Raw genomic sequence first — 24,319 nt, 5'->3', positions numbered from 1 at the left:
CTAGATGCTAAGGGTGCGAGCGCACCAACAGTCTGCCCCTGACCGGGTTAGCAACGCGAGCCCCCCCATCACCGAATGTCGCCATTCGGCGGGCGCGCGGCGGCACGCCCAACTGACCGGGTCACAGTTGCCCCTCACCCATCCGTCGTCACTCGCCACGCAACCCGGCGACGAAAGACCGCCACTGCGAACGGCGGAACACCAGGGTGCCGCCATCCCGATCCTTGGTATCCCGAACCCCCACCAACTCGAATCCCACGGCAACCTCGACGCAGTCGCCTTCGGCGCCACTCCGGCTGGATTTACGCCATCCGCCTAACTCGGCTTTCATCTCGCCTCACTCTCGTACTGCTGCACGTACTCGTTCAGTATCTCGCTCGAAGCAGTCGGATCGGATGCCTGAACATCCAACAAATTCACTGCGTCCGAGAACATGGCGACGTCATCCGGAGCGTCGATGAACGCGCCTGACCTGCGCGCCTCCAGGTAAACCACGGAACGGGCCTTGACGAACTCGAACAGCACGAACGCCCCGCTCAAACCCGCATGAGCTCCCAGCGAGCGGGGAAGGACTCGGACGGTCACGTTTGCCGCATCGCTCGCGGACAGGACTTGACGAAGTTGGTCGGCCATGACACGCGGTCCGCCGACCGGCCTCGTGAACACAGTCTCGTCGATGAACGTGCACAGTTCGACAGGGTCGCGCTTGCTCAGAATGCCCTGCCGCATTTGACGAATCGACACCCGATCCTCAAGATCGGGGTCCTCAACGCCGGAAGCTTCCATGATCTGCCGTGTGTACGCGCGAGTCTGCAACAAACCGGGAATCAGATCGAGCGAGACGTTGGTAATCCGTTTGGCACGCTGCTCGGCGTCGATAAGTGCGGTCAACTGATGCGGGAGGTCGCGCCCGAGTTCCCACCACGCAGGTTCGTGGATATCGCGGGCCATCTTCAGGAGACGTTCGCGGTCCTCACCGTGAACGTTCAGGACATCGAGCAGCGCTTCGACGGCGTCGACCTTGACACCACGTCGCGCGGTTTCGATTCGACTGATCTTCGCTTCGGACCAGCCCAAGATTTCGCCGAGCTGGTGCAGGGTCAGACCTGCGGCCTTCCGAGCAGCACGAAGCTCTTTCGCAAGCGCTCGCGACCGTGGGGTGTCCGCCATGCGCACAGCTTACGGATCTCCGACCACCCTTTTGATCTCCCTCTTTTGTGTAGTTGAGCATCTTGCCAAGATCTTGGCAAGATTTGCCAAACGGCTTTGGAGGGAGAACCTATGAGCGAGTACCCGAGCTACGTCTGGCGTCCGGTCACCGGCGGCCGCCACGCTTTTCCCATCGCCGCAACGAAAACTTCCGCCGGGGAACCGGTGTCGGCGTTCTGCGGCGCGGAGGTGGACGCGGCGGAGCTGCACGACAGGTCCGAAATGGACTGGATCCGCGAAGGCACCTGCATGCGCTGCTCGCGCACCCTCGCCAATCACCCCTGACGATCCCTACTGCGGTGCGATTCCGCGCGAAAAACGCCCACCCCCCACCAAAGGCAGACCGTCATGTTCTGGATCCAGCTCAGCACCTTCGTCCTGTTCAACCTGCTCATCGCCGCATTGCTGGTCAGCCAGGCACCGATGCGCTCGCTCCTGCTTTCCTCGGCACAGCACGCAGGCACAGGACAAGGCACCTACTCCGTCTGGCACCTCATCGCCGACATCGAAGCCGAAAACAAAGCCAAGAAGGACGTCCAAGCCCAACGCGACACGCACTCCGGACACCGCGCGCAACCGGAACGTCCCGGCATACCCGAGTTCCCCACCACCGACCCCGACGAACCCACCGGCCGCCACCACCTGCGGACCTAGACCCGCGCGACTGAGAACAGTCGCTAATAACACCGTCCCCACTCACGACCCCAGTGCACCCCCAGACGGGGCCGATGCGGCGACTTCCCGACCCACCGCACCGGCCCACCAACCCTCGCAACGAAAAACCTCCCTCCGACCGAAGCCGGGGGAGGTTTTTCCTTGCGAGGGGTCGGTTACTCCGGCTGGATGAACGCCGTCTGGATCATCTGCGGGCCGCCACGCAGGCTGCGGCTGACCAGGGTGCCTCGACCAGGCGGCAGCTGCCGCGACTTGATGTTGGCCACCAGCTGACCGTCGTCCTTGTTCGCGCTCATCGCCAGACCCGGCGCGGACGTTTCGCGCATCTTGCCGATGATCGGCTCGTACAGGGCGCGCCCGGCACCGCCGGAGTTGCGCACCAGCACGATGTGCAGACCCACGTCGCTGGCCTGCGGCACGAACTCCGCCAACGGCGCCAGCGGGTTGTTGCCCTGCGGCGCCACCAGCTCGTAGTCATCGACGATGACGAACAACTCCGGGCCCTTCCACCAGGAGCGGTTCCGCAACTGCTCCTGTGTGACGTCCGGTCCGGGCAACCGCTTCTTCAACGCCCCGACGACATCCTTGACGTTGCCCTTGAGCTGGTCCGCGCTGACCGCGTACTCCAGCAGGTGCCCCGAGTCGAGGAACCCGAGCATGCTGCGCCGGTAGTCGACCAGCAGGATCAGCGCTTCCTTCGGCGTGTACCGCTCGGTGATGCCGCAAACAATGGTGCGCAGCAACGCCGTCTTGCCGGACTCCCGCTCGCCGAACGCGTAGAAGTTCGGCTCGGCGCTGAAGTCCAGGTACACCGGGTGCAGGCCGTCCTCGTTGATGCCGATCGGCACCAGCTTCGGGTTCGGCTGCTGCTCCGGACGCGGCAGCTGGTTGTGCGGCAGCAACTCCGGCAGCAGCCGGACCTGCGGCGCCGGACGGCCCTTCCAGGAGCTCTTGACCCGGTTGACCAGGTCGGCGACGCCATCGGAAACGTCGTCGTTGTACAGCTCCCAGCCCATGCGCGGGGCGCGCACCGGCTTGCCCTCGTCGATCTCCCGCTTGACCTGCTCGTGCTCCGCCTCGACGCGGTCACCGATGGTCTCGCTGTCCACGCGGGGCAGGGCGGTCAGGAAGTGCAGCTTGCTGCCGTGCATACCGCGACCGGGGCGTCCCGGCGGGACCTTCACCGCGAACTTGCGGTCGATCTCCGACTCGCTCGGGTCACCGAGCCGCAACTCGACGCGGGTCTGCATCAGGTCCTTCATCGCCGGGCGGATCTCCGCCCAACGCGCGGCGGTGACGAAAACGTGCACGCCGTAGGCCAAACCGTTGGCCGCGAGGTTCAGCACATCCTGTTCCAGCGACTCGAACTCTTCGCGGAACGTGCGCCAACCATCGATGATCAGGAACGCGTCGCCGAACAGGTCATCCTCGAACTCGCCGCGCCGCTTGCGGTTGCGGTAGTCGTTCATGCCCTCGACGCCGTGCTGCTGGAACCGGGCTTCCCGCTCGGCCAGCATCGTCTTGAGCTCCGCGATCGTCCGCCGAACGGTGTCCTGATCGCGCCGGGTGCCGTAACCGCCCACATGCGGCAGGCCGCGCAGCGCGGCGATCGAACCACCACCGAGGTCGATGCAGTAGAACTGCACCTCCCGCGGGGTGTGGGTCAGCGCCATCGAAGCGATCATCGCGCGGACCGCGTTCGACTTGCCCGCGCCGACACCGCCGACGAGCGCGCCGTGCCCGCCCTGACCGCTCAGGTCCAGCGTCATCGGATCCTGCCGCTGGTGATACGGCACGTCGATCAGGCCCACCGGGAACTGCAACCGGCCGCTGCCCGCGAAGCCCGCCGCCGTGTAGCCGCGGTCGTCGGTCTGCTGCAGCGGCGGCAACAGAGTGTCCAAAGTGGGCGGTGTGTCCAGCGGCGGCAGCCACACCTGGTGGGCGGGCGGGCCCTGGCCGCGGATCTTGTCGATGATGATCTGGAAGTCGGTCGGCGCGAGGTCGTCCTTTTCCTCCTTGACCTCCTCGACGACCGGCTTCTCCGGCTCCGGCGGCTTCTCGATGAAGTCCGGGATGAAGAACCGCGGCATCTTGTCGCCGGTGACCGGCGACGCGCCGCCCTTCAACGTGGGGCGACGACCACTGGTCTGGTGCATGTGGCCGGACACGAACGCGGCGCGGAACCGCTCCATGCCGTTGGGGTGCTTCAGATATCCGTGACCACCGGTCGCGGGCAGATCGGCCGCGTCGGGCACACCGATGGCCGCGCGGGAGTCCGCCGCGTTGAACGTCTTCAGACCGATCCGGTACGACAGGTGCGTATCCAGGCCGCGCAGCTTGCCCTCTTCCAGCCGCTGGGAGGCCAGCAACAGGTGGACCTGAAGCGAACGACCCAGTCGACCGATCATCACGAACAGCTCGGCGAAGTCCGGCTGCTGAGACAGCAGCTCGGAGAACTCGTCGATGACCACGAACAGCGCGGGCAGCGGCTCCTGGCAACGCTCGTCGCCGGCCTCGCCCATCTTCCGGTAGTCCCAGACGTTCTTCGCGCCCGCCTTGTTCAGGACCTCCTGGCGGCGGTTCATCTCACCGGCCAGCGCGTCCTGCATGCGGTCGATCAGTGAGCCGTCGCCCTCCAGGTTCGAGATGCTCGCCGAAACGTGCGGCGCGGGCTCGAAGCCGTTGAACGTCGCACCACCCTTGAAGTCGACGACCACGAAGTTGAGCATCGACGACGAGTGGGTGGCCATCAGGCCGAGCACGATGGTCCGCAGGAACTCGGACTTACCGGAACCGGTCGAACCGATGCACAACCCGTGCGGGCCCATGCCGCCGGACGCGGTCTCCTTGATGTCCAGGTGCACGATCTCGCCCTGCTCACCGGGGCCGATCGCGACGCGGTACAGGTCATCGCGAGACCGGGGCCGCCACGCCTCGTTGAGGTCGAAGGTGACCACGTCACCGGCCAGCCCCAACTGCTCGATGTAGTTCAGCGGCGTGGTCAGCGGCTCGTAGCCGCCGCTGTCGGCGTCCGCCGCCGAGTACCCACCGGCCACCCGGTACGGGGCCAGCTGGCGGGCCAGCGAGGTGGCCTCTTCCATGGTCAGCGAGTCCGGCTTGCCGAACCACTCCACGCCGGTGCCGCCGCGGGCACCGATGCGGTCCTCCTCGACGACCATCCGCATGCCGCGGCGCGAGGTGAGCTGGCCGAGCAGGTCGGACAGGTCGATCATCGTCACGCCGGCCAGGCCGCCTTCGACGAAGAGCGCCTCCTCGCGGCTGATCTCGGCGTCGTCGATGATGATCACGATGTGCGGCTGGCCATCCGGCGGGGCCGCGTTGCGCTGGAACCGGGGTCGCTCGGCCAACTGCTCGGAGAGCATCTGCTCGATGGCGCTCAGCGAACCGGCCATCAGCCGCATCTGGCCAATGCCGTCGGTCTCGGTCGGGTGCTGGGCGTGCGGCAGCCACTTCACCCAATCCCACTCCGTGCGCGCGCGCCCGCTGCTGGCGACAGCGATCATCACGTCGTCCGGGGTGTGGAAAGTGGCCAGCTGGCACACGATCGCGCGGGCCAAGCCGCGGACCATCTCCCGGTCGCCCTGCAGGCCGACGGCGGCGAAGCCGCGCAGCGACGTGGCGATCGGCAGGTCCGGAACCAGCGAGTGCGCCCGCACAAAACGACGCAGCGCGAGCGTGGTGATCGGCTCCAGCTCGTCGACCGGGCCGGTTTGCGGTGGCACCAGGCGGGTTTCCAGCCGCTGCGAACCGCGGCCGACCCGGACCTGGCAGAAGTCGTTGTCGTTGGGGCGTCGTTCCCACATTCGCCGGCTGCCGGCCGCCAGCGACCACAGGGTCTGGGGGTCGGGGTGCACCCACTCCCGGGCCAGCCGCTGCTCGTCGGCGGCCTCCCGCGCCCGGTCGCGCATCTGCCCGAGGTACCGCAGATAATCCTTGCGGTCCTCGTCCATCTCGGCCTTCTTCTGGCCGCCTTCCTTGCCGCCGCCGGCCATCATCCCGAAAGTTGAGATGAGCATCATCATCGGCATCATCATCATCATCGGGTTGTCCTTGGCCCGCTGGAGCATGAAGACCATCATTCCCAGCGAGGCGACGATCATGACGCCCGGCAGCACCTTCTGGACGATGTTGCCCGGAATCGTCCGGGGAATCTCCGGCGGTGGTTCGAGGTGCACCTCCCCGCCCGGTGGCCTGGGAGCGGCCAGGCGTGGCGTTCGCTTGAACTGCAGCGTGCTCACCGGACGCAACAACCTTTCCGTATCAATCGTGCTCTCGAATGTCGCAGCCAGCATTCTGTACCGCTGCGGCCCCACCGGCGGCGGGGTGGTAGTCGAGCGTGACCAACCAGATATGAAGTCGTTGGCACGAGTTCCACCAAACCCATCACCCCTCGACGGTCGGTGTGGCCATACTAGGGGCGCTCTTGGACCGGGCGGGTGGGTTTCGGAAGAAAAACCGGCCTTGGTTGGATCGAGCCCGACGACACATATGAATGCAAGGCAATCAACCTCAGGGAGTAGGGGGCCCAAGTGGCGACCGGGACCACGGTGTTCAGCCGCGTGACGGTGGTGGCGCCTACAACTCGTATCGACCTGGCGCTTCCCGCGGACGTGTCGGTAGCGGACCTGCTGCCGATGCTGCTGGATATGGCCCGCGAGATCACCCCGGACGGCGGTTCGCGGCACGGCGGCTGGTGCCTGGCCAAACTCGGGGAGAGTCAGCCCCTCGACCCGAGCCAGACGCTGTCCTCGCAGGGCGTCGTGGACGGCGACATGCTGCAGCTGCGCCGGCGATCGGACGACCCGCCGCCGCCGTTGTACGACGACGTCGTCGACGCGCTCGCGGAAGCTCAGCCGGGCAGTTATCGCCCGTGGACAAAGGAAACCGCCGCCAGGATCGGGCACACCGCGGGAGCGCTGGCGCTCATCGGCGCGGCCGTCGCGCTTGGACTGGCCGGTCCGGCCGGGATGCTGCACCGCGAGTTGCAAGGCACGACGCCGATCGTCTACCAGATCATGGCCGCCGTCGCGGCGGTAGTGGTGGCGATCTTCGCCACCGGCGTCGGCTCGATCGTGACCCGCGCCTACGCGGCGCCCACGACCGGCACGGTGATCGCCGCTGCCGGCGGGCTGCCGATGGCCTTCGTCGCGGGCTTCAACATCGTGCCGGGCAACGCCCTCGAACCGAGGCTGTTGCTGGCCAGCGCGCTGATGCTGATCTTCGCAGCGGTGTCGATCATGGTGATCGGCGCGGGCATCGTGACGTTCATCGCGGCCGCCACGGCGGCGGCGTTCGGCACCATTGCCTTCCTCGTCGCGACGCTGGTGGAAGCCGCCAGCACCGCGGGCATCGCCGCGGGCGCCGCGGCCGTCGGCCTGGCCGGAATCTCGCTGCTGCCGCGCATCACCATCCAGCTCGCCAAGCTGCCACTGCCGCACGTGCCGGGTAGCGCCGAGGATCTCAAGGAAGACACCGGTTTCCCGGACTACCGGATGATCGAGAAGCAGACCGGGCTGGCGCACCAGTACATGACCGGCCTGATCATCGGCTGCGGCGCGGTCGCCGCGCTCGGCTCGATGCTGGCCGCCGCGGCCAGCATTTGGGGCGCCGTGTTCGCGATCGTCGTCTCGGCGGTCCTGCTGCTGCGCGGTCGCAACTACGCCAACGGCAGCCAAGCGATCGCGCTGCTGCTCAGCGGTCTGCTCTCGTCTCTGGGCGTCAGCGTCGGACTGCTGGTGCAGGTGGCGCAGATGCCGATGGCGGTGGCCTGGGTGTTCCCGCCGTTGCTGCTGCTCGGCATCCTGGCGATCATCTTCGGTGTGGTGTTCCCGCACCGCCGGTTCTCGCCCGTGCAGCGCCGCATGGTGGACCTTCTGGAAGCCGTCCTGATCGCACTGGTGCTGCCGCTGGCGCTGGCCGCGATGGACCTCTACATGTACATCCGCGACCTCAACCTCAACTTCTGAGGGGCAGCGTGATGCGCTCTAGTTACTCCCGCTCCCGCGGCGCGCTGCGCGGTTTCGCGCTGTGCGCCGCGGTGGGCACGCTCGCGCTGGGCGGACCGACCGCACCCGCGGTCGCGCAGACCGTCGGCCCGCCGCCGTTAGATCCGTCCAGACAGGCCAGTCATTCGCTGCAGTCGTTCCCCTTCCCGCAGAAGCAAGGGTGTATGCGGGGCAACACGGGCAACTCCGTGATCGAGGAGAAGCCGTGGAGCCAGCTGGTGCTCGGCTTCGAACAGGCCCACGACCAGAACTTGACCGGCCGCGGGCAGACCGTCGGCGTCATCGACACCGGCGTGAACGCGACGCATCCGCGACTGCGCGGCAAAGTCCAGAACGGCGGGAGCAGCGTCGCCCGTGACGGGGGCGGGGACAAGGACTGCGACGGGCACGGCACGATCGTGGCCGGCATCATCGCGGCGGCCCCGGACCCGACCGGCCAAACCGGTTACGTGGGCGTCGCGCCGGACGCCTCGATCCTTTCCATCCGGCAGTCCTCCAAGCTGTTCGTCGACGACGCGACCAACCAGACGATCGGCAACACCGAAACGATGGCGCAGGCCATCAACATCGCGGTGGACCGGGGCGTCAGCGTCATCAACATCTCGCAGTCGTCGTGCCAGTCGATCGCGCAAGCCAGCAACTACAGCGACTCCGGCAACCAGGAACTGCACAACGCGGTCAAATACGCCTACGAGAGAGGCGTCGTGGTGGTCGCCGCGGCCGGCAACGTCGGAGAGGCTTGCCAGAAGAACCCGTCCGGCAGCCCGACGACCGCAGTGCTGCCCGCCTGGTTCGACGACTACGTGCTCACGGTTGCCTCCGTCAACCAGGCTGGTGCGCCGTCCGAGTTCACCGTACCGGGCCCGTGGGTGGACGTTGCCGCGCCGGGCGAAAACCTCATCGCCCTCGACCCGGGTGTCAACGGCAACGGCCTGGCGAGCCAGATCGCCACCGGGGACAACGGACAGATGGGCCCCATCCAGGGCACCAGCTTCGCCGCCCCGTACGTATCGGGGCTGGCCGTGCTGATCAAGCAGAAGTTCCCGGACCTCACGGCCGAGCAGGTCATGGACCGGATCAAGGAGACGGCCCTGCACCCCGGCGGCATCAACGGGCGCAACGACATCGTCGGGTACGGCATGGTCGACCCGGCGGCGGCGCTGGGCGACGTGGTGCCCGCCGAATGGGGCAAGGCGGTTCCGCCGCCGAAGCCGAAGAAGCTGGAGGCCGACGTCATCCCGCAGAAGGACTTCCCTGCCCTGATCGTCGCGATGGGCGGCGCCGGAGCGGGCATCGCGGCAATCATCTTCACCGCGTTCTTGGCTAATGCGGTCCGCAATGTCCGAGCGCGAGCTCGCGAGAACAGCAGCCGCTGAGTAGTTCGAGCGAAACGGCCCGGTGTCCACTATGGACGCCGGGCCGTTTCGCATCGACCGGGAGCTGCTGCCGGTGACTCGCGTGGCCGGTCCGGCGTTGTCGCGCGAAATTGAAGATCTCGGTGCGGGACTGGCAACGTTTTCGCGGAAATTGCCGTCAGCCCACAGACACGGCCCTAGTCTCGGCGCTTCGGTGGCGGGGCGTCGCCGACGGATGCCGTGCCGGTTCTGGGCTTCGGTGGCAAGGCATCGCCCACCGAAGCCCCGCTTGACCTCGACTTCGAGCCTGTGGCGTCACCGGTCGTCGGCTTCGGGTGCAGGGCGTCGTCGATCGAGGGGCGCGGGGCGGCGGGCTCGACGACCGACTGGATGCCAAGCGTCGACGGCGACTGCGGGCTGGTCGGCTTGGGCGGTTCCGGGTTCTGCGCCCCATCCTTCGGGGGTGCGCCGAAGACCGCCGGCGCCGCGTCGGGCGGCGCGCCGAACAGTTCCGCCGGCTTGGACTTGAACCGCGACTGGTTCTTGCGCTCCTGGCCGGCGCCTTGGGCGCCACCCATCATGCCCATCATGCCCATCGGCACCATGCCGCCCACCATCCCGCCGCCCGCCACGCCGCCTGCGGCGCCGGCCACCGCAGCGCCGCCGGCAGCGGGTGGCATCTCCGACGGCTCCCCGCCCCGCGTGGTGCCGCCCGGCGTGAGTTCCTTCTCTGCGCCTTCACCGGGCGCCGCACCGGAAACACCCGTCGCAGCGCCACCCGCAACTGCAACTCGGCCCCGGTCGGCGCTGCCACCCGCACCGGCTGGTTCGGCAGGGGCCGGCGCTGCTGTCGGCTCGGGAACGTTGAAGTCCCAAGACTGCGCGGGCATCCGGCGGTCGAACTTGACCGATCCGGCCGACCGGCCCGCCACCACGTCGTCGCAGAAGCGCGCGAACGCCCGGTAAGTGTCCGAAATGGACTCTTCGAGCTCGCGAGCGGGCTGGGCGAGATCCGCGAGGTGCTTGCGTGCCCGCGCAGGCCCCTCGGTGGGCGCAAGCAGGGCAGCGGACACCGAATCCGCCGCTGCCGCGACCAACGCGCCCAAGTCCCCCAACTGCGCCTGCACGGCATCGACCGTGTGATCCAACACATCTGCCAGCCCGTGCATCGTGTCGACCAGGTCGTTGCCCGCCAGGCCCACCTCCTGGATGTGCGCGAGGAACGCGTCGGCATCCTGGCCCTGCCAAGCCGAATCGATGCCACCCAGACGGCCCTGCACGTCCGCCGAGGCGTTCTCCACGCCGTCCGCGGCGGTGCGCCAAACCCGGGCGGCCGCGCGCAGATCCTCCTGGCGTCCCACCAGGTCGGCGAGGTCGGCGGGGATCCAGTGCGCGACGTCCAGCTCGTCGGCAATACCGGACAGGTAGTCGAGGTGTTCGGCCATCTCGGAACTGGTGCGCGACATGCTCATGCCTCCTGCTTGCGCATCGCGGCGGCACTGTCGTCATCGCCACCGGCGTGGAAATCCACGACCTGCCCCAGTTCGTCCCCGGCACGGGTCAAGGTCTCGCCGGCACGGCGGTTCTGGTCCAGCAGCAGGGTGCAGATTCGTTGGTACGCCTCGCCCGCGCCCGCCTCGCGGCCGAGCCGGCCGAATGCCTCCGGGGCGAGTTCGGCAGCCATCAGACCCGGCTGCGCGCTGGTGATCTCCCCGCCGGCGGCGCGCACCTCGCGCGCATACGTCGCCAGCCATTCGACGTCGATCCGGATCCCCGACATCCGGCACCTCCCACGTAGGTCGCTCTGATGACGATCCGCCCGCAGCTCACCGTGGGCTGCGGGCGGATCGCTTGTTCCTCGGACGTTCGAGCCGACCTATTCGGTTCCCGGTCTTAAGCGGTCGTGGCTGCTCCGGCGGCCAGCACCGCTCACGACATCAGCTACCTGCTTGGGCGGCTCCCGCCTGCTGTTGCTGCTTGTTCTGCGGCGGGCGGTTCACCCCGCCCGGTGCCACCGGAACCGAGTCGTAGGTCATGCTCGCGTTCGCCGGGTCGAGGAAGTCGCCCCTCGGCAGCGTCCGCATCAGCCAGGACGGTCCCGCCTTGATGTCGCCGCCACCCCGGATCACCCCGAGGCCCTGCGCGGTCGCGACGTCCTTGATGCCGTACTGCACGCCCTGGTCGGACACCAGGAAGATCGGGCCGCTGTCCGCACCGGCCTCGTTCGAGGACCCGCGCACCACCGCCGCCTTGCCGGCCGGCATGTAGAAATAGTCGACGTTCGGCCCGGCACCGTCGTACTGGGCCAGCTTGACCGGCGCCTTCGCCGCCGGCGAGCCCTTGCTCAGGGTCACCGTGATGTTCTGGTCACCGTTGACGTTCTTCCAGCTCAGGCAGGAAGTGTCGGCCTGCTGGAAGGTCACCGGCGTAGGCACGGCCATGGGGAAGTTGGAGAGGTTGAGCTCTTCGCTCGGGTCCGCCTTCGGGGCATCCGTGACCGCACCGGTGGCGTTCGGGATGTCCTGGCTGTTGTACTTCGACGCGTGCAGCACGGCCGCCGCACCCTCGTGGATCTCCTGCTTTCCGTTCTGCAGCAACAGGAAGTACTGGAAGGGCTGCCCCGGGACGGTGCGCTTGACCACATCACCGACCTGGTAGCGGGGCATGTACGACAGCTGGCCCGAACCCGCAACGTTGGGGACCCGCAGCGCCGGAACCTCCGGGATCGAGTTCAGCATGTTGGTGCTGATCGTCCGCGGCGTCTTGCCGTTGAGCCCGAAGATGTCCATCACGGTGGTCTGCGTGCGGTCCACCCTCGACTTCACCGTCTGCGTGTGGGCGCGACCCGGCAGGTCATTCACCCGGTAAATCAGGAAGTCCTGCCCGGAAGTCTGGTCGCGGACGAACAGCGACTGGTTCGGTGCGAGCTCGGTGCCGTGGGCGCCGTCGCCCCCGATCACCGTGCTCTCCACCTTCGTCGCGGCCTCCACCCGGGCATCGTTGAGGGTGTCCTTGACCTGCCCGACATCGCAGATGGCCCAGAACGGATCCGCAGCGTTGCTCGCATCCGGCAAGTACGTAGGCGCGTTGACCATTCCGGTCACTGCGCCGCGCGGGAATTCCCCGAGCGCGGACTGCTTCACCACGGTCGGCTGCACCGGGCCACTGCCCTGGGCACCGCCCTGCGCCATGACCAGCAAGCGCGCCGAGGTCATGTTCAGCATCGGGATCAGTCGCTTCTGCGCGTCCTGGTCCGAAGTGACAACGAAAACGCTGCCGCTTTCCTTGGCGATGATGATCGACCCTGGATCCGGCACCGAACCCTTGCCGCCGAACAGGCCCCACACCAGGAACCCGATCATGCCAACGGCGGCAAGCACGGCACCCGCGACCGTGGCCCGCTTGTGCGAGCCCATCGGATCGTGGAGCATCACCGCGTCTTTTCGCACCAGCGCCGACTCCATGCGGCGTAGTACGAACCGATACGCCTGAACCTGTGACTTTGTTGTGGGTGTTGATGCCATTCTTCGCCTACAGCTCTCCCGTCCGAGGTACGGTTTCGCAGGATAGTCGCAGAGAGATACCGAATGGGTGCGGTTCGACCGAGTCCGTCAGTATTCTCATCACGCGGCTGCCTCCAGAACGCGTCCCAGCGGGGCCTTGCGCCGCACCTACCTGCGAGGGGGAGAGACCGAACGGATGTCCGTGCCTACACAACATCCGGCCCAGCCGAAAGCTCCCGGGCCCGCCAACCCGCCCCGCGCCCGAATTCGCGCGCGTCGGCGACGGATCAACGGCGTGACGCTCGGCGGCATCCCTGCGGCCAACATCGTGCTCATCGAGGTCGGCCTCGCCATCGGCCTGATCCTCTTCCTGGCCAACCAGATGCTGCTGCCGGTCAGCGCGGGAGTGGCGGCGCTGGCGATCATCCTCGCGCTGTTGCGGCGGCGCGGCCGGTGGTTCACGCAGTGGTTCGGGCTGGTACTCGAATACCGCGGCCGTAACCACACGCGGGTTTCCCACCCGGCCAACGTCGACGCGATGGAACCGGCCGAAGACAAGGACGGCGACGGCATCATCGGCCCGGACGAGAACCACCGGGTCGCGCTGCTGCGGCTGGTCGTCGAGGACCTGGTGATCGCCCGTACGCAGGACCACGACCGCAATCCGGTCGGAATGTCCTGGCACAACGGCAAATGGACCGCGGTGCTGATGGTCGAGCCGACGCCGTCGCTGCTGAACCCGGTCGACAACGCGCCGAACCTGCCGCTGGGCGTGCTGGTTCCGTGCCTGGAAGACCGTGGCGTGGTGCTCGACGCGGTGCAGGTCATCTGGCACTGCTACCCGGGTAGCGCCGCGCTGCCGTCGAATTCGCCGGCCCTGAACTCCTACCTTGAGGTCCTGGGCCGGCTGCCCGCGGCCGCAAGGCGCACCACCTGGGTCGCGGTCCGCCTCGACCCGCAGCGCTGCGCCAAGGCGATCGGCGAACGCGGCGGCGGTGTCATCGGCGCGCAGCGGGCGCTCATCGGAGCCTTGTCCCGAGTGCGCAATGCGTTGGAGCGGCAAGGCGTGCCGACCCGCCCGCTGGACCCCGACGAGCTGCTGCAAGCGGGGATTTCCTCGGCGGAGCTGCACAACGTGCTCGGCTCGCAGCGCCCGGTGGGGCTCAAGGAACGGTGGGACGGCGTGACGGCCGGCGGGGTCGGGCACTCCAGCTACGCCATCACCGGCTGGCCGAACCAGATGAACGACAGCCTCAACGCGCTGACCGGTATCCGCGCGCTGTCCACCAGCATCGCGCTGTCCGTCTCGCCGGTCGGCGAGGAAGGCGAGGTCGGGCTGCGCGGCCTGGTCCGGGTCAGCGCCCGCACGCCCTCCGAGCTGGACGCCGCCGACGAGCGGTTGAAGGCGATCAGCCACAACCTCGGGTTGACCCTGACCCCGCTGCGCGGCTCGCAACTGGCGGGTTACGCGGCGACTTTGCCGCTGGGAGGTGCGGCATGAGCCGAAGCAGAACGATCGATGTGCCCGGTAGCCGCGGTGCGGCACCGGAATTCCTGGTCACCCCGGAAACCCTGGACGCCATCAGCCCGTCCGGCGACCGTGGTGGCGTCATCATCGGTTCGGATCCGCAGGGCGAGGCGCAGGCCGCCTCGATGCTGCGCCCGCACCCGACCCGCATGGTCAACGTCGGCGGCCTGTACCTCGCCCGGCAGCTCGCGCTGCGTGCGATGGCCACCGGCGCCTGGGTGATCGTCGCGACCGGACGTCCGGCGGCGTGGAAGATGCTGGAGCGGGCGGCCGGGCAGACCCCGGACGGCAAGCCGGTGCCGCTGGCGCAGATCCGGCGGCTTGCGCCGTTCGACCTGCCACGGTCCTCTGAGGACAGTCCGCTGCTGGTGATCCACGATGGCGGCGCGGTGCCGCAGGAGCTGTTCCCGCCGCGTGCGCCGTGGCAGACCACCATGTACGTGCTGCCCTACCTGCACCCGCAGGTCAGCAGCGGCACGGCGGCGAACACGGCGGATTTGGTGCTGCTGCAGCGTCTCCCGCTGAACCAGGCCCAGCTCGCCCAGCGCATCTGGAGTCTGCGGGGCCCCCAGGTCCAGCAGCTCACCCAGCTCGCGGACGACCAGGTGATCGCCCTCGGCAACATGACGTGGCGGATGATCCGGCTGGTGACGAACAAGAAAGAGCAGGAAATCCTGGGCCCGATCCGCCGCGGCGACTAACCCGCGGCGAGGGTGGGGGGCCCAATTTTAGGCAAAATCGGAACCCCCACCCCCGTCGCGTACCGCGCGTCTCGCGTCCCAATTTTAGGCAAACTTGGGTTTCCGGCTCGAGACCGCAGCCTTGACCTCCTCCACAATCCGGCGCGGCGCCTTCGCAAGATCCTCGGCCGTGACCACGATGACGTGCCAGCCGTTGGCCCGCAGCCACCGAAGCCGCTGTTGATCCCGGTAGAACTGCTCGGGGTCCGCATGCCAAGCGCCGTCGTACTCGACCAGCACCTTCGCCTCCTCGAATCCCAGGTCCCCCCGGAGCATCGAGCCGGTCTCACCGGGAATCTTTAACTGCGGCACCGGATTGAGTCCAGCCAGCACGAGCATGACGCGAAGGACCGACTCGGGTATCGACTCGGCCCGACGATCCAGGAATCCGAATGCCCGTCGCGCCCGGCGGATTCCGTGGTCATGTCTCCCCACCATGTACTTCCCGATCGTTTCCTCGTCGATCAGCCCGGCGTGCAACAACGCATCGCAAAGCCCGACCGCCTGGTGGAGTCCGTTTCGCATGAGCAGGTCGAGTGCGGTCCGCTCCAACGTCGCGAGACGGATGCCGAACCACGGAGTGCTCTCGAACCCGTAGTGCCGCACGGCCCAACTCCGTATGCCGTGCAGCCGTTTGCAGCCCTTGATGAGGACCTCAACCGGGTCCTGCGGTCGGGCCACCGGGACGCCATGTAGGGTCGCCGCCGATTTGCCCGTGATCACTGCTCCTGGCGGAAGTTTCATGGCTGCAGCCCGACATCGGAGCTCATGCGTGAGGGCCGTTTCCGCCGTTCGGTAAACGCCGTGGATCACCCGGCGATACTCAGATTTCCTCAGATCATCATCGGTCAACCCGGCTTGGAGCGCTTCGACCCGGGTGAAAATGCCGGGACACGTACCGATGGCACGCACGTTGGTAACCATGAACCCAGGGTTCTCAATTGGTCACCCCGGGTACAAGACGGTATCGGGAATCCGTGGATAACACAGGCCACTGTGGATCGTTCGCGACCACCCTGCCGGGTGCCCAGAGCGAGAATGCGCCCAATTTTAGGCAAAATCGGGACCGCATACGGGGCAAACTAGGGAAGCTTGTCCTTAGGGGAGGGTGCGGAGGGCTCGGGTTTGGGCGGCTCGGGCTTCGAGGTCTTCGTCCGACGGGTAGTCGATGCCCGTCAGGGTGAGCCCGTGGGCCGGGGCCACCGCGGTAGTCCGGGTGGTGGACCCGAGAATTTCCGTCGGCCACGGTTGGTTTCGGCGGCCGTCTCCGACCATCAGGAGCGTGCCCACCAGACTCCGGACCATCGAGTGGCAGAACGCATCCGCGCTCACGTGCGCGACGATAAGGTGCTCCGCCACCCGCTCCCACTCGAAGCGCTGCAGTTCCCGCACCGTTGTGGCGCCCTCTCGCGGCTTGCAGTAGGCAGCGAAGTCGTTGAGGCCCAACAACTCCTGTGCCGAGGCGTTGAGCGCGGCCACATCCAGCGCGCGATTCCAGGCGAGCGTGTCCCGGCGCCGCAGTGGGTCCACACCCCACGGCGCATCCGAAACCTGGTAGCGGTAATGCCGACGCAGCGCGGAGAACCGCGCGTCGAACGCCGCTGGCACCACCCGCGCACCCAGCACGCGCACATCCGGCGGCAGGATCCGGTTCCACCGGTGGGCCATCCGCCCCAGGTCCGGAATCCCCTGCGCGTCAACGGAAATCCGCCCGGTTCCGGCTGGGTCGTGCGGAACCACGTCGAAGTGCACGACCTGTCCCGTGGCGTGCACACCGGAATCCGTCCGCCCGGCGACCACCACCGAGGCGGGCACCGCCCGACCCGGCGGCTGCTTCGCCAACGCGTCCTCGAGCAGGCCCTGCACCGTGCGCTGGCCCGGCTGCTTCGCCCAGCCGCAGAAATCGGTGCCGTCGTAGGACAGATCAAGGCGCACGCGAACGAGCCCGCCCTCCCCAGCGGGAGAAGCGGGCTCGTGCACGGCAGCACTACGTGCCGGAATCAGGACTCGTCCTTCTTCTCGGCAGCGGTGTCCTCGGCCTTGGCCTCGGTGGCCTCGGCGGTCTCCGCCGGTGCCTCGGTGGCCTCGGTCTCCTCGGCCTTCGGGGCCTCGGTGACCTCTGGCGCGGCCGCTTGCTCGTCCTTGGCGAACTTCGCGCCGCGCGCGGCCTCCGCCTCGGCGGTGACGGTCTTCTCGGCCACCAGGGCGATGACGGCCATCTTCGCGTTGTCACCCTTGCGCGGCATCGTCTTGGTGATGCGGGTGTAACCGCCGTTGCGGTCCGCGAAGAACGGGCCGATCTCCGCGAAGAGCTTGTGCACGACGTCCTTGTCGCGGATGGTCTTCATGACCTCGCGACGGTTGTGCAGGTCGCCCTTCTTGGCCTTGGTGATGAGCCGCTCGGCGATCGGCCGCAGCCGCTTCGCTTTCGCCTCGGTCGTGGTAATCCGGCCGTGCTCGAACAGCGCGGTGGCGAGGTTGGCCAGAATGAGCCGCTCGTGCGCCGGCGACCCGCCGAGACGAGGACCCTTGGTCGGGGTGGGCATCGGTTGCTCCTCTCAGGGCGCGCCGGTGAACCCCGGACGCGCAACACAGCTACAGCTGCTCTGTCTCCGCGTAGTCCTGACCGTCGTCGTAGCCGTTGTCCTCGACGGGTCCGACCGCGCCGACGGTGGTCTCCTCGGACGACCATCCCTCGGACGGGTACTCGGCCGCCGCGGCCGACGGGTCGAATCCGGGCGGGCTGTCCTTGAGCGCAAGTCCGAGCCCGGCCAGCTTCATCTTGACCTCGTCGATGGACTTCGCACCGAAGTTGCGGATGTCCAGCAGGTCGGCCTCGCTGCGCGAGACCAGCTCGCCGACGGTGTGGATACCCTCCCGCTTGAGGCAGTTGTAGGAGCGCACCGTCAGGTCGAGGTCCTCGATCGGCATCGCGTAGGCCGCGATGGTGTCGGCCTCCGCCGGCGACGGACCGATCTCGATGCCTTCGGCGTCGACGTTGAGCTCGCGGGCGAGCCCGAACAGCTCGACGAGAGTGCGTCCGGCCGAGGCCACCGCGTCGCGCGGGGTGATCGACGGCTTGCTCTCCACGTCGAGGATCAGTTTGTCGAAGTCCGTGCGCTGCTCGACACGGGTGGCCTCGACCTTGTAGGTCACCTTCAGCACCGGCGAGTAGATCGAGTCCACCGGGATGCGGCCGATCTCGGCGCCGGTCTGCTTGTTCTGCATCGCGGGGACATAGCCACGACCACGCTCGACGACGAGCTCGATCTCCAGCTTGCCCTTCGCGTTGAGGGTGGCGATGTGCAGATCCGGGTTGTGCACCGTGACGCCCGCCGGCGGCACGATATCGGCCGCGGTGACCTCACCCGGACCCTGCTTGCGCAGGTACATCGTCACCGGCTCGTCTTCCTCGGAGCTGACGACCAGCTCCTTGATGTTCAGGATGACGTCGGTGACGTCTTCCTTCACACCCGGAATAGTGGTGAACTCGTGCAGCACACCGTCGATGCGCAGGCTGGTGACCGCCGCCCCCGGAATCGAGGAGAGCAGGGTACGACGCAGCGAGTTGCCGAGGGTGTAGCCGAAGCCCGGCTCCAGCGGCTCGATGACGAACCGGGAGCGCGTCTCCGACACCGCCTCTTCGGACAGTGTGGGTCGCTGGGAGATGAGCACTTCGTTTTCCTTTCCTCACGACGCCCGCTATTTGACGCCGATGGAATGGCGTTGCCCGCGTTGCGCGGGCCGGTGGCGGATTCCTGCACCGCCACCGCTGGCTGCGACCGCCGGCGGCCGGACCCCGGGGGAAGGCCGCCGGCGGAACGCGTCACTTCGAGTAGAGCTCGACGATGAGCTGCTCGGTGACCGGCGTGTCGATCTGCGCGCGCTCCGGGCGCTGGTGCACCAGGATCCGCAGGTTCGAGGGCACGACCTGCAACCAGGCCGGCACCGGACGCTCACCGAACGTCTCCTTGGCGATGATGAACGGCGTGGTGGGCACCGACTTCGGCTTGACGTCGATGATGTCCCACTTCGAGACCTGGAAGCTGGGGACGTTCACCTTCTTGCCGTTGACCGTGAAGTGGCCGTGGCTGACCAGCTGCCGCGCCATCCGGCGGGTGCGGGCCAGGCCGGCACGGTAAACGACGTTGTCCAGCCGGGACTCCAGCAGCTGCAGCAGGTTGTCACCCGTCTTGCCGGGGCGCCGGTTGGCTTCCTCGTAGTAGTTGCTGAACTGCCGCTCGAGGACGCCGTAGGTGAACTTCGCCTTCTGCTTCTCCTGGAGCTGCAGCAGGTACTCGGTTTCCTTGATGCGCGCGCGGCCGTGCTGCCCCGGAGGGTAGGGCCGGCGCTCGAACGCCTGGTCACCACCGACGAGGTCAACCTTCAGACGGCGGGACTTGCGGGTCGCGGGACCGGTGTAACGAGCCATCTTTGTTTACTCCTTCCCGCGGCTCAGACCCGACGACGCTTCGGCGGGCGGCAGCCGTTGTGCGGCTGCGGGGTGACGTCCTGGATGGTGCCGACCTCTAGACCGGCGGCCTGCAGCGAACGGATCGCCGTCTCCCGGCCCGAACCCGGACCCTTGACGAAGACGTCGACCTTCTTCATGCCGTGTTCGGCGGCCTTGCGGGCCGCGTTCTCGGCGGCCATCTGCGCGGCGAACGGGGTGGACTTGCGGGAGCCCTTGAACCCGACGTGTCCGGCCGAGGCCCAGCTGATCACCGCACCGGTGGGGTCGGTGATCGAAACGATCGTGTTGTTGAACGTGCTCTTGATGTGCGCTTGGCCGTGAGCGACGTTCTTCTTTTCCTTGCGCCGCACCTTCTTGACGGCACCGGCGCGAGACTTGGGTGGCATAGCTTTAGCTGTCTCCTAGCGAGGCTTACTTCTTCCCGGCCTTCTTCTTGCCGGCGACCGTCTTCTTCGGCCCCTTGCGGGTACGGGCGTTGGTCTTGGTCCGCTGCCCGTGAACCGGCAGGTGCCGGCGGTGCCGGAGCCCCGCGTAGCAGCCGATCTCGATCTTCCGGCGGATGTCGGCCTGGACCTCACGGCGGAGGTCACCCTCGACCCGGTAGCTGGACTCGATGAACTCACGCAGCTTCGCGAGCTGGTCGTCATCGAGGTCCCGCGGGCGGGCATCGGGTGAGATGCCGGTCGCGGAGAGGATCTCCTTCGACCGGGTCTTGCCGATCCCGTAGATGTAGGTAAGCGCGATCTCCATGCGCTTCTCGCGCGGGAGATCAACGCCGACGACCCGTGCCATCTGGCCGGTTCTCCTTCTGTTGTCCAGGTCTGCTCCCCCGCCGCCCCCGCAACCGGTGCGGAGCCCCGGCCTGGTCCGGGGGTCAGTCGGCTCACGTGCGAGCCGACAGGTCGGGGAAGTTCCTACTCGTCGCGACGTTGCGCTGCGCTCAGCCCTGACGCTGCTTGTGACGGGCGTTGTCGCAGATCACCAGCACCCGCCCGTGACGGCGGATGACCTGGCACTTGTCGCAGATTCGCTTCACACTCGGCTGGACCTTCACGGTCGTGCTCTCCTGCTCGGACGCGTGTCCGGTCACCCGGACACCGTGGAGGTCACTTGTAGCGGTAGACGATGCGCCCACGGGAAAGGTCGTACGGCGAGAGCTCCACCACGACCCGGTCCTCGGGCAGGATGCGGATGTAGTGCTGACGCATCTTGCCACTGATGTGTGCGAGGACCTTGTGGCCGTTCTCCAACTCGACACGGAACATCGCGTTGGGAAGCGGTTCGATCACCCGACCCTCGACCTCAATGGCCCCGTCTTTCTTGCCCATGTCCTCCGCGTTTCGTGACGGTGACGGTTTGCGGACCTAAGTCCCGCCGCCGGCACCGGAGGCCCCGGCACCCGCGACGGGCACACTCCAGCCCGGCCCGAAACACCGATGATGACCCGATCCGGACTCGGATGCGGATACCCAGGCACAACGAACCGGCGCTACGAGTGCGCCGATGCTCCACTGTACGCGCCGCCCATTCGCCCCTCCACATCGGGGCAGCTCAACGCGGTAGCGGATACGCTGCGCAACAGTGCGGTCACACTCCACGACCACGCCTCCTCATTGGCTTGCGTGGCCGCTTTGGGGCTCACTAATTTCGATCACACGCTCGACACCGGGGTCGAGGGCCCAGACCATGGGACAACCGAGGAGAAGCGTGACATCCCAGCAGGACCCGCGCGGCTCAAGCGCCGCATCGCGGATCGGCAGAGACGCCCAGAACGTGGCTAGCAAGCTGGACGAGTACCGGACCTTCCTCCAGACCGCGGTGCGCAACCCGAAAATGGTCGGCGCGGCGACGCCGACCTCCGCCGCCGTCGCCGCCACGGTGGCTCAGGTGGTGCCGACGACAGGCGCGCCGGTCGTGGTGGAGCTCGGCCCCGGCACCGGCTCGTTGAGCGACGGCATCCGCCGCCGGCTGCCCAAGGGCGCTCGGCACATCGGCATCGAGCTCGGCAAGGGCATGGTGGAGCACCTGCAAGCCCACAAGCCGTGGATGGAGATCGTGCACGGCGATGCCGGCGACCTGCTGGCGCTGCTGGACAAGCACGGCATCGAGCGGGTCGACGCCGTCATCAGCAGCATCCCGTGGTCGCTGCTGCCGGGTGGTGCCCAGGACCACATCCTGCGCCAGGCCGCCGAGGCACTCGCCCCGCAGGGCGCGTTCACGGCGCTCACCTACCTGTCTGCGGACCAGACACCGCGCGGCCGCCGCTTCCGCACCCGCCTGACACAAACCTTCGACGAGGTCCTCACCCACACCACGTGGCGAAACCTCCCGCCGATCCTGCACTACATCTGCCGCCGCCCGTTGCGATAGCGCGCGGCCCGGGTTGTGCCAGGGAGATCACCAGGAGTCCTGGGGACACCGCCCGCGCAGGCTTGTCGTACGAGCGGACGCAAGCCCTACCGCTGGACGCGACGCGACCCCGTGAAAGCACCCGGCTACGCGCTGCGACCTGCGGGGAACGGCTGCACGCTGCGATGGAAACACCAGCTACCGTCGCCGCGTTCGCCGGATGGGCAGGAGTAGCCGTGAGCAAGCGAAAAAAGCTTCGCGAATATTGGACGTTCATGAACAGCGCGGCCCGTCAGCCGTCGACGGTGGGGGCCGTGCTGCCGACGTCCCGGTACGTCGCGGCGGCGGTGGCTACCGTGGTGCCCAGCTATGGTGCCCCGACCGTGCTGGAGCTCGGCCCGGGCACCGGCGCGCTCAGCGGCCCCATCCAGCGCCGGTTGGCCGAAGGCGCCCGGCACCTCGCGGTCGAGATCGATCCCAAGATGGTGCACTACCTGCGCTGCGCCAAGCCCTGGCTGGAAGTAATCGAGGGCGATGCCACCCACCTGCGCAAACTGCTCGACGAGGCCGGAGTCGACCAGGTCGACGCGGTGATCAGCAGCATTCCGTGGACCCTGCTGCCGCCGGACAAGCAGCGCGAACTCCTCCTCCAGGCGGCCTCGGTGATGGCGCCGAACGGGGTGTTCACCACGGTCACCTACCTGACCACGCTCTGGCGACAGCCCACCCGCGCGTTCATCACGGCGCTGCAAGACACCTTCGACGAGGTGCTGCCGCGCACCGCGATCTGGCGCAACGTGCCCCCGGCCCGCATCTACGCCTGCCGTCGCCCCAGGTGATCCGGCGAATGCTTCGCGAGCAATGGCCCGCGAGTCCTTTCAATGTGCCGTTGACCTGCTAAAACGGGTCCGGAGCACGATGCGGCCATCACGCTTCGGGAGCGGTGAGGACCCAGGGACCGTCTTCGGTGATCGCCACCGTGTGCTCCCAGTGCGCGGCGCGCGAGCCGTCCTCGGTAACCACGGTCCAGGCGTCGTCGAGTTCCTCGGTCTCCGCCGAGCCGAGCGTGAGCATCGGCTCCACCGCGATCGCCATGCCGACCCGCAGCCGCGGGCCCCGCCCCGGCTTGCCGAGGTTCGGCAGGAACGGCTCCATGTGCATCTGGGTGCCGATGCCATGCCCGCCGTACTCCGCGATGATCCCGTACTCCACACCGTCGGCCTTCGCCGCCGCGCGGGCCGCGGTCTCCACCGCGTGCGAGATGTCGGTCAGCCGGTTCCCGGCCTGAACCTGTTCAATACCGGCCCACATGCTGGCCTCGGTGGCCGCCGACAGGGCGCGGTCCTTCGCACTCACCGCACCGATCGCCAGCGTCACCGCGGAGTCGCCGTGCCAGCCGTCCAGGATCGCGCCGCAGTCCACGGACAGCAGGTCGCCTTCGGCGAGGGCCTCGGAGCGCGACGGGATCCCGTGCACCACCTTCTCGTTCAGCGAAGCGCAGATCGACGCCGGGAAGCCGTGGTAGCCCTTGAAGGACGGCACCGCGCCCGCATCCCGGATCACCTGCTCGGCGACCGCGTCCAGCTCGCCGGTGCTCGATCCGGGCTTCGCCTGCTCGGTCACCGCGGCGAGCGCAGCCGCCACCACCAAGCCCGCGGCGCGCATCGCTTCGATCTCGCCCCGCGACTTGAGCTCGATGCCCTTCCCCCGACGCAACAAGGCACTCACCTTCAGAATCTTTCTAGGCCTACGAGAATCTTTCTAGGCCTTCAGGAATCTTTCTAAGGAATGGGTTCGGCCGGTCACCGCGGGGCGACCGGCCGGCCGGCTCACGCGCGGGCGCCCAGCGCTTCCAGCGCGCGGGCGGAGATCTCCTCGATCGAGCCGACGGCGTCGATCTTGATGATCTTGTCCTGGTAGTACGCCAGCAGCGGCTCGGTCTCCGAGCGGTACACCGCCAGCCGACGCCGGATGACGTCTTCGGTGTCGTCCGAGCGCCCGCGCGCCAGCATCCGCTTGACCAGCTCTTCTTCCGGCACGTCGAACTGCAGCACCGCGGTCAGCTCCACGCCATGCTCGGCGAGCATCTCACCCAGCACCCCGGCCTGCCCCGTGTTGCGCGGGTAACCGTCCAGCAGGAAGCCCTTCGCAGCGTCCTCGTCGGAGAGGCGGTCGCGCACCATCTCGTTGGTGACCTCGTCCGGGACCAGCTCGCCGGCATCCATGTAGCTCTTCGCCTTCTGGCCGAGCGGTGTGGCGTTGCCGATGTTCGCGCGGAACAGATCTCCGGTGGAGATGTGCGGGACGCCCAGCTGTTCGCTGAGCACGGCCGCCTGGGTGCCCTTGCCAGCACCGGGCGGGCCGACGAGAACCAATCGCACCAAGGGTCTGCCTCCGAATCAATCCGATCGCGCGTCAACCGCTGACGAGCTCCGCGGGCACCTTCCTACCTCCGGGCGA

25 protein-coding genes are annotated in these 24,319 nt (G+C 67.8%); 8 read left to right on the top strand and 17 right to left on the bottom strand.

All coding sequences use genetic code 11. From position 1 onward, the window contains the following. Positions 1–148: 148 nt before the first annotated feature. A complete protein-coding gene (locus tag BJ970_RS11540) occupies positions 149–331 on the bottom strand; it encodes a DUF397 domain-containing protein (RefSeq protein WP_184726257.1) in 183 nt (60 codons plus the stop codon). Then, a complete protein-coding gene (locus BJ970_RS11535) occupies positions 328–1,170 on the bottom strand; it encodes a helix-turn-helix domain-containing protein (protein WP_184726256.1) in 843 nt (280 codons plus the stop codon). Before BJ970_RS11535 ends, BJ970_RS11540 begins: the two co-directional genes overlap by 4 nt. 111 nt (positions 1,171–1,281) lie before the next feature. Here BJ970_RS11535 and BJ970_RS11530 point away from each other — a divergent pair, with 111 nt between their 5' ends. Together BJ970_RS11530 and BJ970_RS11525 are read left to right on the top strand one after the other, a co-directional pair. Further along, positions 1,282–1,494, top strand: a complete 213-nt coding sequence (locus BJ970_RS11530) for an HC3 family zinc finger protein (RefSeq protein ID WP_184726255.1) — start codon at positions 1,282–1,284, stop codon at positions 1,492–1,494. A 63-nt stretch (positions 1,495–1,557) separates the two neighbouring features. Continuing rightward, positions 1,558–1,863 carry a hypothetical protein gene (locus BJ970_RS11525; protein WP_184726254.1) on the top strand — a complete coding sequence of 102 codons (306 nt, stop codon included), beginning with the start codon at positions 1,558–1,560 and terminating at the stop codon, positions 1,861–1,863. Between the two features lie 176 nt (positions 1,864–2,039). On the opposite strand, the gene eccCa is transcribed toward BJ970_RS11525, so the two are convergent. Continuing rightward, positions 2,040–6,143 (bottom strand): type VII secretion protein EccCa, encoded by a 4,104-nt coding sequence (gene eccCa / locus BJ970_RS11520; RefSeq protein WP_184726253.1) that lies wholly within the window; start codon positions 6,141–6,143, stop codon positions 2,040–2,042. 291 nt (positions 6,144–6,434) lie between these two features. Between eccCa and eccD the strand changes: the two genes are divergently transcribed. Next, positions 6,435–7,871: a type VII secretion integral membrane protein EccD gene (gene eccD / locus BJ970_RS11515; protein ID WP_184726252.1), complete on the top strand. Its 1,437-nt coding sequence runs from the start codon at positions 6,435–6,437 to the stop codon at positions 7,869–7,871. A gap of 11 nt (positions 7,872–7,882) precedes the next feature. Continuing rightward, entirely contained in the window at positions 7,883–9,286 is a 1,404-nt protein-coding gene (gene mycP / locus BJ970_RS11510; protein WP_184729033.1) for a type VII secretion-associated serine protease mycosin, read from the top strand. Between the two features lie 176 nt (positions 9,287–9,462). On the opposite strand, the gene BJ970_RS11505 is transcribed toward mycP, so the two are convergent. From BJ970_RS11505 to eccB, 3 genes are all read right to left on the bottom strand, one after another. Further along, positions 9,463–10,731, bottom strand: coding sequence for a WXG100 family type VII secretion target (locus tag BJ970_RS11505; protein WP_184726251.1), 1,269 nt, complete (start codon positions 10,729–10,731; stop codon positions 9,463–9,465). Between the two features lie 2 nt (positions 10,732–10,733). Next, a complete protein-coding gene (locus tag BJ970_RS11500) occupies positions 10,734–11,045 on the bottom strand; it encodes a hypothetical protein (RefSeq protein WP_184726250.1) in 312 nt (103 codons plus the stop codon). 157 nt (positions 11,046–11,202) lie between these two features. After that, positions 11,203–12,789, bottom strand: a complete 1,587-nt coding sequence (eccB, locus tag BJ970_RS11495; RefSeq protein ID WP_184726249.1) for a type VII secretion protein EccB — start codon at positions 12,787–12,789, stop codon at positions 11,203–11,205. Between the two features lie 175 nt (positions 12,790–12,964). On the opposite strand from eccB, the gene eccE reads away from it, so the two are divergent. Together eccE and BJ970_RS11485 are read left to right on the top strand one after the other, a co-directional pair. Beyond that, the gene (eccE, locus tag BJ970_RS11490; protein ID WP_221467116.1) at positions 12,965–14,269 is read left to right on the top strand and encodes a type VII secretion protein EccE; all 1,305 of its coding nucleotides are present in this window, start codon (positions 12,965–12,967) and stop codon (positions 14,267–14,269) included. Beyond that, positions 14,266–14,997 (top strand): hypothetical protein, encoded by a 732-nt coding sequence (locus tag BJ970_RS11485; protein WP_184726248.1) that lies wholly within the window; start codon positions 14,266–14,268, stop codon positions 14,995–14,997. The genes eccE and BJ970_RS11485 overlap by 4 nt, the downstream gene beginning before the upstream one ends. Before the next feature lie 84 nt (positions 14,998–15,081). Here the strand turns inward: BJ970_RS11485 and BJ970_RS39415 are convergent, their stop codons facing one another. The 9 genes from BJ970_RS39415 to infA all read right to left on the bottom strand — a co-directional run bounded on the left by BJ970_RS39415 (position 15,082) and on the right by infA (position 20,838). Then, a complete protein-coding gene (locus BJ970_RS39415; RefSeq protein ID WP_184726247.1) occupies positions 15,082–15,759 on the bottom strand; it encodes an endonuclease domain-containing protein in 678 nt (225 codons plus the stop codon). Between the two features lie 375 nt (positions 15,760–16,134). Next, the gene (truA, locus tag BJ970_RS11475; protein ID WP_184726246.1) at positions 16,135–17,016 is read right to left on the bottom strand and encodes a tRNA pseudouridine(38-40) synthase TruA; all 882 of its coding nucleotides are present in this window, start codon (positions 17,014–17,016) and stop codon (positions 16,135–16,137) included. Between the two features lie 20 nt (positions 17,017–17,036). Then, positions 17,037–17,582 carry a 50S ribosomal protein L17 gene (rplQ, locus tag BJ970_RS11470; RefSeq protein WP_184726245.1) on the bottom strand — a complete coding sequence of 182 codons (546 nt, stop codon included), beginning with the start codon at positions 17,580–17,582 and terminating at the stop codon, positions 17,037–17,039. Between the two features lie 49 nt (positions 17,583–17,631). Further along, the gene (locus BJ970_RS11465; RefSeq protein WP_184726244.1) at positions 17,632–18,711 is read right to left on the bottom strand and encodes a DNA-directed RNA polymerase subunit alpha; all 1,080 of its coding nucleotides are present in this window, start codon (positions 18,709–18,711) and stop codon (positions 17,632–17,634) included. 151 nt (positions 18,712–18,862) lie between these two features. Then, complete coding sequence (gene rpsD / locus BJ970_RS11460; RefSeq protein ID WP_184726243.1) at positions 18,863–19,468, bottom strand: 30S ribosomal protein S4; 606 nt, start codon at positions 19,466–19,468, stop codon at positions 18,863–18,865. A 23-nt stretch (positions 19,469–19,491) separates the two neighbouring features. Then, positions 19,492–19,896 carry a 30S ribosomal protein S11 gene (rpsK, locus tag BJ970_RS11455; RefSeq protein ID WP_009948668.1) on the bottom strand — a complete coding sequence of 135 codons (405 nt, stop codon included), beginning with the start codon at positions 19,894–19,896 and terminating at the stop codon, positions 19,492–19,494. 25 nt (positions 19,897–19,921) lie between these two features. Next, the gene (rpsM, locus tag BJ970_RS11450) at positions 19,922–20,302 is read right to left on the bottom strand and encodes a 30S ribosomal protein S13 (protein ID WP_184726242.1); all 381 of its coding nucleotides are present in this window, start codon (positions 20,300–20,302) and stop codon (positions 19,922–19,924) included. 148 nt (positions 20,303–20,450) lie between these two features. Continuing rightward, positions 20,451–20,564, bottom strand: a complete 114-nt coding sequence (gene rpmJ, locus BJ970_RS11445; protein WP_010315372.1) for a 50S ribosomal protein L36 — start codon at positions 20,562–20,564, stop codon at positions 20,451–20,453. A 52-nt stretch (positions 20,565–20,616) separates the two neighbouring features. Continuing rightward, positions 20,617–20,838 carry a translation initiation factor IF-1 gene (gene infA, locus BJ970_RS11440; RefSeq protein ID WP_009948665.1) on the bottom strand — a complete coding sequence of 74 codons (222 nt, stop codon included), beginning with the start codon at positions 20,836–20,838 and terminating at the stop codon, positions 20,617–20,619. Positions 20,839–21,217: 379 nt separating this feature from the next. Between infA and BJ970_RS11435 the strand changes: the two genes are divergently transcribed. Both BJ970_RS11435 and BJ970_RS11430 read left to right on the top strand, forming a co-directional pair. Beyond that, positions 21,218–21,880, top strand: a complete 663-nt coding sequence (locus tag BJ970_RS11435; RefSeq protein WP_312864212.1) for a class I SAM-dependent methyltransferase — start codon at positions 21,218–21,220, stop codon at positions 21,878–21,880. Positions 21,881–22,095: 215 nt separating this feature from the next. Further along, entirely contained in the window at positions 22,096–22,698 is a 603-nt protein-coding gene (locus tag BJ970_RS11430) for a class I SAM-dependent methyltransferase (protein WP_184726240.1), read from the top strand. A gap of 88 nt (positions 22,699–22,786) precedes the next feature. Here BJ970_RS11430 and map read toward each other — a convergent pair whose 3' ends face one another. Beyond that, positions 22,787–23,578, bottom strand: a complete 792-nt coding sequence (map, locus tag BJ970_RS11425; RefSeq protein WP_184729031.1) for a type I methionyl aminopeptidase — start codon at positions 23,576–23,578, stop codon at positions 22,787–22,789. 110 nt (positions 23,579–23,688) lie between these two features. Continuing rightward, entirely contained in the window at positions 23,689–24,243 is a 555-nt protein-coding gene (locus BJ970_RS11420) for an adenylate kinase (protein ID WP_184726239.1), read from the bottom strand. Positions 24,244–24,319 lie beyond the last annotated feature (76 nt).

It is taken from the genome of Saccharopolyspora phatthalungensis, from assembly GCF_014203395.1.
GTDB lineage: Bacteria > Actinomycetota > Actinomycetes > Mycobacteriales > Pseudonocardiaceae > Saccharopolyspora > Saccharopolyspora phatthalungensis.
The sequence above is the reverse complement of the archived record's forward strand: the minus strand, read 5'-3'. Positions and strand labels throughout refer to the sequence as shown.